The 13,426-nt window shown below is 41.5% G+C and carries 8 protein-coding genes and 1 riboswitch; all 8 genes read left to right on the top strand.

The genetic code is table 11. The annotated features are described in order from the left end of the window. Position 1: 1 nt before the first annotated feature. Positions 2-2,188: a DNA topoisomerase III gene (locus tag C6Y07_RS15990; RefSeq protein ID WP_106157038.1), complete on the top strand. Its 2,187-nt coding sequence runs from the start codon at positions 2-4 to the stop codon at positions 2,186-2,188. Positions 2,189-2,385: 197 nt separating this feature from the next. Beyond that, on the top strand, positions 2,386-3,468 hold the full coding sequence (locus C6Y07_RS15995; protein WP_106157040.1) for a glycosyl hydrolase family 8: 1,083 nt from the start codon (positions 2,386-2,388) through the stop codon (positions 3,466-3,468). Then, positions 3,449-4,300, top strand: coding sequence for a GGDEF domain-containing protein (locus tag C6Y07_RS16000; RefSeq protein ID WP_066031302.1), 852 nt, complete (start codon positions 3,449-3,451; stop codon positions 4,298-4,300). Before C6Y07_RS15995 ends, C6Y07_RS16000 begins: the two co-directional genes overlap by 20 nt. Continuing rightward, entirely contained in the window at positions 4,290-6,005 is a 1,716-nt protein-coding gene (locus C6Y07_RS16005) for a DUF2334 domain-containing protein (protein ID WP_060595575.1), read from the top strand. The genes C6Y07_RS16000 and C6Y07_RS16005 overlap by 11 nt, the downstream gene beginning before the upstream one ends. Before the next feature lie 37 nt (positions 6,006-6,042). Beyond that, the gene (locus tag C6Y07_RS16010) at positions 6,043-7,266 is read left to right on the top strand and encodes a glycosyltransferase family 2 protein (protein WP_374955738.1); all 1,224 of its coding nucleotides are present in this window, start codon (positions 6,043-6,045) and stop codon (positions 7,264-7,266) included. Positions 7,267-7,270: 4 nt separating this feature from the next. Then, positions 7,271-9,361 carry a cellulose biosynthesis cyclic di-GMP-binding regulatory protein BcsB gene (locus C6Y07_RS16015; RefSeq protein ID WP_106157042.1) on the top strand — a complete coding sequence of 697 codons (2,091 nt, stop codon included), beginning with the start codon at positions 7,271-7,273 and terminating at the stop codon, positions 9,359-9,361. Positions 9,362-9,427: 66 nt separating this feature from the next. Then, positions 9,428-9,572: riboswitch (cyclic di-AMP (ydaO/yuaA leader) on the top strand. Positions 9,573-9,684: 112 nt separating this feature from the next. After that, positions 9,685-11,511 (top strand): APC family permease, encoded by a 1,827-nt coding sequence (locus C6Y07_RS16020; protein ID WP_106072294.1) that lies wholly within the window; start codon positions 9,685-9,687, stop codon positions 11,509-11,511. A gap of 70 nt (positions 11,512-11,581) precedes the next feature. Then, on the top strand, positions 11,582-13,303 hold the full coding sequence (locus C6Y07_RS16025) for a pyruvate oxidase (protein ID WP_060595578.1): 1,722 nt from the start codon (positions 11,582-11,584) through the stop codon (positions 13,301-13,303). Positions 13,304-13,426: the final 123 nt, after the last annotated feature.

Below are 13,426 nucleotides of genomic sequence, written 5' to 3' on the forward strand. Positions count from 1 at the left end.
AGTGTCAAAAACAGTTGTATTAGCAGAGAAACCTTCAGTAGGACGTGACCTTGCGCGTGTGCTGAAGTGTCATAAAAAAGGAAATGGTTTTTTAGAAGGAGATCAATACATTGTGACATGGGCGCTTGGCCATTTGGTCACACTGGCTGATCCAGAAGGCTACGGAAAAGAATTTCAATCCTGGCGTTTAGAGGATTTACCAATCATTCCAGAGCCGCTTAAGCTTGTTGTGATGAAAAAGACAGGAAAACAATTCCAAGCAGTGAAAGCGCAGCTTGCGAGAAAAGATGTCAAAGACATTGTCATTGCAACAGATGCTGGACGTGAAGGGGAGCTTGTCGCAAGGTGGATTCTTGAAAAAGCACATGTGAAAAAGCCCTTGAAACGACTATGGATCTCATCTGTCACGGACAAAGCCATTCAAGAAGGCTTCAAACGATTAAAAGACGGCAGAGAATACGATAACCTGTATCGCTCAGCAGTTGCACGTGCAGAAGCAGACTGGATTTTCGGCATCAACGCAACAAGAGCGCTGACAACCAAGTTCAATGCACAGCTTTCCTGCGGACGGGTACAAACACCAACGATTGCCATGATCGCCAAACGAGAAGAAGACATTCAGCAATTTCAGCCGAAGCCGTTCTATGGATTGATTGCACAAGTAGATGGACTGACTTTGACCTGGCAGGATGCCAAAACAAAGCAAAACCGGACATTCCAAGAGAATGTGATCAAAGAGCGCTTGGCAGCATGCGAAGGAAAACCAGCAGTGGTTGATGCGTTGAAAAAAACAGCGAAAAAAGCTTTTGCACCGGGCCTGTACGATCTGACTGAATTACAGCGTGATGCGCATAAACGCTATGGCTTCTCAGCAAAAGAAACATTATCTACGCTTCAGCGATTGTATGAGCAGCATAAGCTCGTGACATATCCACGTACAGATTCACGGTTTATTTCAGCGGATATCGTTCCTACATTAAAAGATCGTTTAAAAGGAATGAACGTCAGACCATATGCGCAGCATGTGAACCGGATTTTACAATCAGGTGTAAAAGCGCACAAAGGCTTCGTCAATGATGCAAAAGTGTCAGATCACCATGCGATCATTCCAACCGAGGAAGAGCTGTATCCAGGTGCATTAAGTGATAAAGAGCGTAAATTATATGACCTTATTGCCAAACGATTCCTTGCGGTACTCATGAATCCTTTTGAGTACGAAGAAACAACGGTTATCGCCAAAATAGGCAGTGAAACGTTCACAGCAAAAGGGAAAATCGTGCAATCAGCTGGCTGGAAAGCCGTGTACGATGATTCCTATGAAGAAGAGGAATCAGCCGAGGTGGATCAACATTTGCCGCTGCTTTCAGAAGGACAGTCACTAGACGTACGACAGCTGAAAGAAACAAGAGGAGAAACGAAACCTCCTGCACGTTTTAATGAAGCGACCCTATTATCTGCCATGGAAAACCCAGCGGCATTTATGCAGAAAGAGGAAAAAGACTTAGTGAAAACCCTTGGTGAAACAGGTGGTCTAGGGACAGTAGCAACAAGAGCAGATATTATTGAAAAGCTGTTCAATAGCTTCCTAATCGAGAAAAAGGGCAAAGACATCTTCATCACATCGAAAGGAAAGCAGCTGCTCTCTTTAGTGCCTGAAGACTTAAAGTCTCCTGCGTTAACAGCGGAATGGGAACAAAAGCTTTCTAAAATCGCAAAAGGGCAATTGAAAGCTTCTCAATTCATGAGTGAAATGAAATTATATGCGAAACAAGCCGTATCTGAAATCAAACAGACGAACCAGACCTTTAAGCATGACAATGTCACTGGCACCCATTGTCCAGACTGCGGAAAACTGATGCTGAAAGTGAATGGAAAACATGGAACGATGCTTGTTTGCCAGGACCGGGAATGCGGCCATCGTAAAAATGTGGCGAAGAAAACAAACGCACGCTGCCCGAACTGTCATAAAAAGCTCGAGCTGCGCGGAGAAGGCGATGGCAAAATCTTTGCTTGTGTGTGCGGCCATAGAGAAAAACTGTCTGTCTTCGAAAAACGCAAATCTCAATCCAATCAAAAGAAAGCCAGTAAGCACGATGTGTCTAAATATTTGAAGAAACAAAAGAAAGTGGAAGAACCAATTAATAATGCACTAGCTGAACAATTAAAGAAATTAAAATTAGATCAATAGTTTTATAAAAGCCCGTGCGGAAACGCATGGGTTTTTTAGTTTTACCGAGCATATCGATATATTGTTTTTCTGAAAATGGGAATAAATGTGCGAAAAGACTCGTAATTTGGTATAAAATATTTATTTAAATTTATACAAAAACGCTCTATAATAAATCGTTAGATGCTTAGAGAACGGGGAGTTGAAAGGGGACACGAATGCATACACGCATATATCGTACAGCAATTGTTTTACTCATTGTCATTCTACTAGGCGGATGTACCTGGAAACAGCAGGAAGAATCAGCTGATCCAGTATCAACACAGCCTGTTTTGCCTGGAGAATATTTTATCACTCACCACTTAATGACAGATGAAGGCTTGATTCGTACCTCTTTTGCAGAGGAACATATCTACTTATCTGAATCACTTGGACTTTGGATGGATTATCTTGTTCGAAAAAAAGATCAAAATTTATTTGACCAACAGTTGAGTGTTTTACAAGATCAATTTTTACTTGACCATCATCTTCTCAGCTGGCAAATTGAATCTGAACAAAAAAGTAAGGCCAATGCTTTAGTTGATGATTTACGTGTAGTGGCGGCACTTCAAAAGGCAAATCGTTTGTGGAAGAAGTCAGCGTATCAAACGACAGCAAAAGAAATCGCTCAAGCGTTAAAAGAAAAAAACATGTTCAAAGGCATATTGTCCGATTACTATGATGCATCAACAAATCGAACTTCACACACAATCACACTCTCTTATATAGATCCAAAAGCAATCAAAGAATTGGAATCCCTCCAAATATTCACGAAACAAATGACCAGTAACCAATTAGCCATTCTAAAACAAGCACCGAGAAAAAAAGGATTCTTTCCTAAGTCCTATGACATAAAGAAAAAAACATATTCATTCGACCAAGAAATTAATATGATCGATCAACTTTATACAGCTTTACATGCACACCATGCAAAGGTAAATACGTCCGAGATCATGAAATGGCTTAAAACGTCGTTTAAACAAGAAGGAAAACTGTACGGAAGATACAAACTGAGCACATTGCAGCCATCTGTCACATATGAATCGCCTTCGGTATATGCACTCGTCATTTTGTATGCCCTTAAACAAAATGAGCTGAAATTCGCAAAGACTGTCTATCAACGCATGAAAGAATTACAAACCCAAGATCCTCTCAAGCCTTATTACGGAGGATACATGAACGAAAAAGAGACACACTCATTTGATAACTTATTGCCTCTAATTGCAGAAAGGGAGCTCCTAAATGAATCGGTTGTTCAGTAACACGTATCGCTTGTACTATTCTCTGCTCCTCACGTTTGCAGGCCTTATTTTGTTTATGGGCTACCTTAACGTACAAGATGCAGAGAGCTTTATGATCATCGCACTGACATTTGTCGTGTTAGGCTGCGGTATTTTATTTGGTATCCTACCAGCATTAATTTTCACCTTACTGATTTTGTTCTTTATAGGAAGCGCCATGTTCTTTACAGAGCTTGGCCATGAAAATTCCCTTTTTTCAAATCAAACATTGCAAGATGTAGTGATTTGGGGCGTAGCACTTCTTTTTTTCGCTATTTCAGCGGGAAGCTTGCATGAACGGATTAATACGCTGCGTCACACCATTGAACAACAAAAGCAGGCCATCAAACAATTTGTGGCGATTGACTCGACAACAGGATTTGACAATGCTGAGCGGATGAAGCTCGAATTGTCTGAGGAAATGAAACGGGCAGAACGGTACAAACAGCCATTTGTCTTTATCCTTCTTCATATGAATTACGCAGCGGAATTCAAATCGTTATATGGAGAAAAAGAAATGCAGCACCTATTTCAGCAATTAAGTCTCAAGATTCGTGAAAGCGTAAGAGAAACCGATAAGAAATTTCGATTATCCGAAGAGCGAATAGGCTTGCTGTTAACTCATACACCAGAAGAAAATGTGTCAGTTGTCCTTGATAAGCTAAAGGGTAAATTGCAAACGCATGTCCTATTAAACGGTCGTGAAGTGACCTTGACATTTCATGTCTGTCATTTAACAAGCAGCTCGGATTATCGTACGCCACAGCAGTTTTTAAAAGAACTAGAAAAAGAGATGATGATGAATGAACTGTAATTCTTTGATGAAATGTTGTTTGATGATCACGCTTTTTACGATTCTTTCGTTTAAACACATTACTTCAGCCGATGCTCTTGTCACGCAGCCAAATACACTGATCGTTTATTCCACACCATCTGGGGAAGTGACTCCAGCCGTTCATATGCTGGATCTACTCGCCGGTCATTTTTCAAAACAGACGACGATTGTATCCGATGAACATTTGGCTGAAAAGAGGATCAATGAATTTCAGCAAGTCATTTATCTTGGTGAAATAAAGAGAACCTTGTCAAAACAAACCATTCGTGCGATGAACGAATCACAGCAATTCATCGCCATTGGATACAATGCGGAACAGCTTCGCCCATTCTCCAAGCTTACTTTTCACAAACAAGATCATATCAGTCAATTGAAACATACACATGATCAGACATACCGTCAGCTAGAGAGAAGTATCAATGTGTTAACGGTTCGAGGGGCGGACTTGGAAAATGAATTTCTAGTGAAGAAACGTCAATCTGATCTGCCATTTGTGACTCAAACAAAAGAAGGTGCAGCATATATCGGTATCTTAGATGTCATGCAACACAACAAGCTTCTTGCAGAAGTGCTAGAAAAATACATGCCATCTTCTGCGCAAATGGCGACAAAATACTTAATGCTCGGGAACATCAGCCCAGCAAGTGATGAGAAAAAGCTGCTTGAACTTGGACAATACGTATCCGCACAGCATATTCCTTATCAAATTGCAGTGACCCCTGTTTGGATAGATCGAGCAACAGGTGATGAAGTCACACTGAGTGACCGCCCGAAGCTCGTGAATGTGTTAAAACAAATGCAAGAAAATGGAGCGAGTATCATTCTTCATGGCTTTAGCCGTACGTATCGAACGGAGGAATCTGGTCAGGGATTTGAGTTCTGGGATGCAAAATATGATCAGCCCATCGCGTCAAATGACCCCAAAAAAGCTGAGAAGAAACAAAGTAAAAGCCAATTCCCAAATGAAAAAGACTTTCATACGTATACCAAATCGTATCAGCAGCAAGAAATCGCCTATACAGAAGAAAAACTGACAAAGGGCATTGAGCTTCTTGCTAGGCAAGGCTTATATCCTCTTGCGTTTGAGGTGCCGCATGATGCGATATCACAACAAGGGTATGAAGTAATTTCAAAGCATGTGTCCAGTCTATTTGGACAGGTGCAGCTGTCAGACCGCACTTGGAAATCAGTCAGCGCATCGCCGCTTGTGACGTCTCCTGCCATGTTACATGGCATGACTTTATATCCTCAGCAGCAAGTTGAGCAAGCGTCTAATAAAGAAGGTTCAAATGTTTTAACTGAACAGACGATTCAATCCGTGCAGCATCTGCAATCAGCCGCAATGGGCCTGTCCTATGACATGGAGTTGGGGCTAGCAGGATTACAGGATTTGATCACACAGATGGAGGCAATCCCTTCTAGCGAATGGCTGGATGTAAAAAAAACAAAACAGACGGTCCAAACTGCACATGTAAAAATCCAAACATCACGGAATGGACATATTCAAGTAGAGGAATCCAACATCGCCGAAACAAAAACAATCAAACGAAGTGGCATGGAAAATATGCTGCGAATTCTTACAGTCGTGGTGATGCTATTTATTGCGGCATTTGCTTTATACACATTGTATTTAAGACTGACAATGAAAAAACGAATTTTTAAGGAGAGAAAATTAGGTGGCTGATGTCTTATTTTATCTTTCATTACTACTGATTTGGACTATGCTCCTATACCACATGTTTCTCATGCAGGGCGGCTTTCAGCATTACCTCACCTATGAAAAAGTGCTGCCTAAATGGTCAAAACAAGGGAAAGAGCTGCCAACCGTCAGTATCCTGATTCCTGCTCATAATGAAGAAATTGTCATTCGGCAGACGTTAAAAGCGATGGTCCAGCTATCTTATCCTAAACACCTCCTTGAAATCATTGTGATTAATGACAATTCCTCTGATCGCACAGGAGATATTGTGCAATCATTCAGTGAGCAATATGATCATGTCCATATGATTGAAACGAAGCCGCCATTTGCAGGGAAGGGAAAATCTACTGCACTGAATGAAGGATTGAAGGCTTCGACAGGAGAAGTGATTTGCGTATACGATGCAGATAACATGCCGGAACAAAAGGCTGTCTATCATTTGGTTCTTGGGTTATTGAATGATCCAAAAGCAGGCGCCGTTGTCGGGAAATTCAGAGTGATCAATGCAGCCCAAAATTTGCTGACCAAATTTATTAATATTGAGACCATCTGCTTCCAATGGATGGCGCAGGGCGGGAGATGGAAGTGGTTTGGGATTGCGACAATACCAGGCACCAACTTCGCTATCCGCAGGCACATTTTAGAAGAACTCGGCGGCTGGGATGTCCAAGCTTTGGCCGAGGACACCGAATTAACGATCCGTGTGTATAACCTTGGATATGTGATTCGATTTTTCCCAGCTGCGATCACATGGGAACAAGAGCCTGAGACATGGAAGGTCTGGTGGCGGCAAAGAACGCGCTGGGCTAGAGGTAATCAATATGTTGTACTCAAATTTTTAAGACAGTTTATGAAGCTGAAACGAAAACGAATGATTTTCGATTTGTTTTATTTCTTCTTTACGTATTTCTTATTTTTCTTCGGTGTTCTGCTCTCAAATGGCATCTTTATTGTGAACCTATTTGTTGACCTTCACTTATCTGTAGGGGCTGTCGCACTGATCCTGTGGGGATTAGCCTTCTTCCTCTTTCTAACAGAAGTGATGATTACATTAAGTATTGAGAAAACAGAGCTCACCAAACAAAACATTCTCATTGTGGTCCTCATGTACTTCACCTATTCTCAAGTATGGATTGCGCTTGTCGTGTACTCCTTATGTGTAGAGGTGAAGAGCCGATTATTGAAACAAGAAGTGAAATGGTACAAAACGGAGCGTTACGATCAACAACAAAAGAAAAGCGGGTGACAAATTGAAATCGGTCAAATGGATGATTTTTATATTAGCGCTATCCCTTGCCATTCAGCCTTTTTTCATGGCAAGTCAAGCAATGGCGCAATCCAATCGAGTACAAGTGAAAGACGATTGGGTTCGCTCATCAAAAGGAAGTCAAACAGAAACGCAGCATCTATCAGAAGATGTGGTGACCTTGTATGGACAAGAAGACCGCACTGAATTTTCCTATCAAATGGAGAAAGAAAAAGTAGAGTCTAGCACTCTTACATTAAATATAGAGGCTTCACCATTACTCATTTCGCCATCGTCTTTCACAGTGATGATCGATGGAGAGATTGAAAAGACAATCCCTGTATCAGGGAAAAACCAAAAAAAATCGATTCAAATCAAATTGAACAAAGCGCAATTGAAAAAAGGATCTCATCAAATTCAGCTCGCATTTTATGGTGTGTTAAAAGAAGGTGTGTGTATCAACCAAGAGACACCTGCCAATTGGCTGAAAGTATATCCTGAAAGTGAGCTGGCGTTCAAAGGAGCTCAAACGAAAGACGTGACGTTAGACAGCTTCCCTTCACCTTTTATTCCATCAGGTGAGCAGAAAGAACAAACAGATATTGTGATTCCAAATACACCGGAAGCGGCTGAATTAGAAGCGGCTATGAAAATCTATCGTACGTTGAAAAACAAAGACCGTCTAGCAGACCTCAAACTCGTTCAAGAAAAGGACCTCAAGCAAATTGCGCATCCAACCATTGCTGTGGGAGCAAAAGGAAGCTGGAAAGGACGTATGAAATCGATCGAGCAAGCTGCGGGCATTAAAACAGAAAGCAATCAACTTACGTTAGCGGTGAGAACCCTGACAGCAAAGAAAAAAGAACAGCCCATTTTATTTGTCTCTGCTGAACAGCCAAGGACAATTGCTGAAAAAATCAATGTCCTGACTCAACCAGAACTGACGGGTCAGCTCACTGGTACCGACTTGCTGCTGCAAAAGGTGACAGCTAATGCTTCTAAGCCATCGCATCATATTCGTTTAATAGATTTTGGCGGAGATGATGTCACAGTTGGAACCAAAAAGACGGCATCTGATCACTACTATTATCCGAAAGCATTAATCGCTCAACAAAAATCAGGTGCAAAACTAAATCTATCATTTAAAAAATCGGATCCAGCGAACAAAGCGGAACGTCTAACAGTGATGATCAATAACGAACCGCACGACATACCGTTAACAAAACTAGGAAACAAAGATGAGAATGGATTCTATCATGTGTCCATTCCAGTAGACTCGCAAGTACTTCAAAAGAACGAGTATGTGGACTTGCAATTTGTCACAACGGGTTTTAAAAGCATGGAATCGTGCAGACATACGGATGAAGAAGGCTGGATTTACATTGACAAGAACAGCTCTCTTCAAATACCAGAAGGAACAAATAGTGATACACCGGATTTAGCCGCATGGCCGCTTCCTTACACTTCAAAAACGCAGCAAGGAAACACATTGATCATTATGCCAGATCAAATCAATCAAGCAACGATCAATCAAATGGCGATGCTGACAGAATCATTTAGTCAGCCGGAAGCTGCTCAATATCATTTGATCGAAGCATCGAATGTGACAAATGAACAATTGAAAAATAACTCTCTCATTTTTATCGGGGGCATCCAGACATTCTCTCTTTTAAAAGAAAAAGCAGACGATCTCATCGTTCCGGCGAAAAAGGCTCAATATGATGTATCCTCATTTGGCATGATCAACGAAACAACAGCTCGTATTGTATGGACGCAGCCATCTGTATGGAATAAAGAACAAACCATGACCGTTTTTGCAGGAATGATGGCAGCTGACGCTGATGTATCAAATGAAGTGATACGTTTCCTTCAAACAAATACGGAGACCGCAACAGTTGCAATAGAAAGCAAGAACAAAGATATGTTTTCTAACAATCAAACAGTCAGCAATGCAAAAAATGATCTTAAAAAAGGTGAAAAGCAAGGCGGCGGTGAGTCTTGGATTTACTTTGCCTGTATCGCTGTACTGATCATTTTTGTCGCTTTGATGATTGTTTATTTCGTACGAAAAAACCGCAAAAAGACTGATGAATAAACGGTCAAAAGACCTCGAAAAAATCTCTTTACTTTGGTGTCAAACGGGAGTATGATCTCTTTTATAAAAGACCAATCGCTGAATCATTTCGATGAGCGGGGGAACCAATTGTGGTGCAAGGCACCACGTGGGGTGAATCCTTTTTAGGTAGGGCAAAGTCTCATGCGCTCGAATCCGTCAGCTAACCTCGTAAGCGTTAAAGAGAGCAAAGACCAACCTGTGATCTAAAGAATAGGCACAGGGGCATTCTATTGCCTCTGTGTCTTTTTGGCGATCCATCTTTTGCAACTTAAATCGTTTGACACTAAAGGAGCGGGCATCACATGTACAGTTTGATGAAGCGTATTTTAATTGGTAAACCATTAAAATCACAAGCAGCAGGAGAACAAAAACTATCAAAAATCAAAGCGTTGGCATTATTGTCATCGGACGCATTGTCATCAGTGGCATACGGTACAGAACAAATCTTAATTGTTCTTTCTGTCGTTAGTGCAGCAGCATTTTGGTACTCACTCCCGATTGCAGGTTGTGTATTAATTCTTTTAATGGCGTTAATTCTATCTTACCGCCAGATCATTTATGCTTATCCAGAAGGCGGCGGGGCATATGTCGTCTCTAGCAGAAACCTAGGTGAAAAACCAGGATTGATCGCTGGTGGGTCATTGCTTGTAGACTATATTTTGACTGTAGCAGTGAGCATATCAGCGGGTACTGATGCCATCACATCGGCTTTTCCAGCACTATATCCATATCATGTTTTGATCTCAATTGTATTGGTCATCGTGATTATGGTGCTCAACCTTCGTGGATTGACAGAATCGGCATCTATCCTGGCTTATCCTGTATACTTGTTTGTATTTTCACTCCTTATCTTAATTGGAGTAGGTGGCTTCAAATTATTAACAGGAGGCGTACCACCAGCACCTGAGCATACAGCGGTAGGCACGCACGTACAAGGCATTACATTATTTCTGTTATTAAAAGCTTTTTCATCTGGCTGTTCTGCTCTGACTGGAGTAGAAGCCATTTCAAATACCATTCCATCCTTTAAAAAACCGGCTGCTCAAAATGCAGCAAGAACATTATTGATGATGGGTGGATTATTAGCTGTTTTATTTGTGGGAGTCACATTACTTGCGTTTGGTTTCGGCATCTCGCCAAAGCCAGAAGAAACGGTTGTATCACAAATTGCATCAGACACTTTTGGGCGTACGTTTTTCTATTACGTGATACAGGCAGTCACAGCGCTAATCCTAATATTAGCGGCAAATACCGGCTTTTCAGCCTTTCCGTTATTGGCTGTCAATTTAGCAAAGGATAAGTATATGCCGCGTATGTTTACTGTAAGAGGAGACCGGCTTGGTTACTCTAATGGCATTATCTTTCTAGGCGTAGCCTCTATGCTGCTCATCTGGTTGTTTGATGGAAAAACAGAACACCTTATCCCGCTATATGCTGTCGGTGTTTTCATTCCATTTACTCTGTCGCAGACCGGCATGTGTGTGAAGTGGATTCGTGAAAAACCGCAGGGTTGGAAAACGAAAATGCCAATCAATATCGTCGGAGCACTGATTTCTTTTACAGTTTTCATGATGCTCATTTTGACCAAGTTCCATCTCGTATGGCCAGTATTTGTTTTCATGCCTATTGTTCTATTTATCTTTCATTCCATTAAAAAGCATTACCTGTCTGTTGGAGAACAACTGCGTTTATTGAATGAAACAGAGCCTGTTGAGATTAAAGGGAATGTGGTCATCGTACCGATAGCAGGTGTAACACGTGTCGTCGAACAATCTGTCCAATATGCAAGGTCTTTGTCAGATCAAGTCATAGCGGTTCATGTATCCTTTGATAAAGAAAAGGATAAGAAAATTGAAGAGGATTGGGAAAAACTAAACAGCGGTGTACGGCTTGTGATGCTGCATTCTTCCTATCGAAGCCTCATTCACCCGCTTGATAAATTTCTTGAAACCATTGAGGCAAAAGCAAATGCGCATCAATATAAAGTGATGGTGCTCGTGCCTCAATTTATCCCGAAAAAAAGATGGCACACCATTTTGCATAATCAATCTGCCTTTTTATTAAGATTCCGCCTATTATGGAAGCGTGATATTGTGGTGGCGACCCTCCCATATCATTTTAAAAAGTAGCAAAAGCAAGTTGAAACGTTTGATTAAAAGGATGCGGTGGTATGGAGTAAGAAAAAAGGAGTTTTCTCACATGCCGCAAAGAACCGCAGGAAAAGAAGTAACAGCGCTACTGGAAGAGTGGGGCGTGAAACATATTTATGGAATGCCCGGCGACAGCATAAACGAATTGATTGAAGAACTTAGGCATGAATCAAGCCAAATACAATTTATACAAACGAGACATGAAGAAGTGGCAGCACTTTCAGCGGCGGCTGATGCCAAACTAACAGGTAAACTCGGTGTCTGCTTATCAATCGCTGGGCCGGGTGCTGTCCACTTATTAAATGGACTATATGATGCAAAAGCAGATGGTGCACCAGTTTTAGCAATTGCAGGACAGGTTGCTTCGGCCGAAGTAGGCAGAGGCGCATTCCAAGAAATCAAATTAGAGCGGATGTTTGATGATGTCGCTGTCTTTAATCAGCAGGTACAGACGGCAGAAGCGCTGCCTGACTTATTGAATCAAGCCATCAAAGCAGCTTATACCCATAAAGGTGTGGCAGTTCTCACCGTATCGGATGACTTATTTTCTCAAAAAATTAAGCGTAAACCCGTTTATACATCTCCTCTTTATGTGGAGGGAGAAGTACGGCCAAAGAAAGATCAACTGCTAAAGGCAGCTCAGCTGATTAACAATGCGAAGAAGCCAGTCATCTTAGCAGGTAAAGGATTAAGACATGCAAAAGAAGAGCTTCTTTCATTTGCAGAAAAGGCAGCTGCTCCTATCGTCATCACACTCCCTGCAAAAGGGGTTGTGCCAGACAGGCATCCATACTTTTTAGGTAACCTAGGTCAAATTGGAACGAAGCCGGCATATGAAGCGATGGAAGAATGTGATCTCTTAATTATGCTTGGAACCTCCTTTCCATATAGAGACTACTTACCAGAGGACACGCCAGCCATTCAACTGGATATTAAACCAGATCAAATCGGTAAAAGATATCCGGTAGATGTGGGAATCGTGAGCGACAGCAAGAGTGGTTTGCATGAACTGACTTCCTACATTGAATATAAAGAGCAGCGTGGTTTTCTTGAAGCTTGTACAGAGCATATGATGAAGTGGCGAGAAGAAATGGATAAGGAAAAATCCGTTGCTACTTCACCGATTAAACCACAGCAAGTCATTGCTAGACTAGAAGAAGCAGTCGAGGACGACGCCATTCTTTCAGTTGATGTTGGTAATGTGACGGTCTGGATGGCACGTCATTTCGAAATGAAACAGCAGGATTTCATTATCTCCAGCTGGCTTGCCACAATGGGCTGTGGTTTACCTGGTGCGATTTCGGCTAAGTTAAATGAACCGAACCGACAAGCCATTGCTGTCTGTGGTGATGGAGGCTTCACAATGGTCATGCAAGACTTTGTGACAGCTGTAAAATATAAGCTGCCGATCGTTGTCGTGATTTTAAACAACAACAATTTAGGAATGATTGAATATGAGCAACAGGTAAAAGGAAACATCAATTATGGTATAGAGCTAGAGGATATTGATTTTGCTAAGTTTGCAGAAGCATGTGGCGGCAAAGGAATCTCCGTGTCATCACATGAAGAACTAGCTCCAGCCTTTGATACAGCCCTTCAATCGGATAAACCAGTCATTATTGATGTCACTGTCGCCAATGAACCCCCGTTACCTGGAAAAATCACGTACACCCAAGCAGCAGGCTTCAGTAAATATTTATTGAAAAAATTCTTTGAAAAAGGTGAGCTGGATATCCCTCCACTCAAGAAAAGCCTCAAACGCTTTTTCTAAACACAAGGTAGTCGGTCTTCTGAAAAGAAGGCTGACTTTTTTTTGTGATGATTAGGGAAATCATTTCAATTGTCACTTGCCTTCATCTCTATTAAAATATTTGGAAATTAATTTTGTAACTTA

The sequence above is a fragment of the Bacillus sp. LNXM12-1 genome (assembly GCF_003004375.1).
GTDB lineage: Bacteria > Bacillota > Bacilli > Bacillales > Bacillaceae > Bacillus.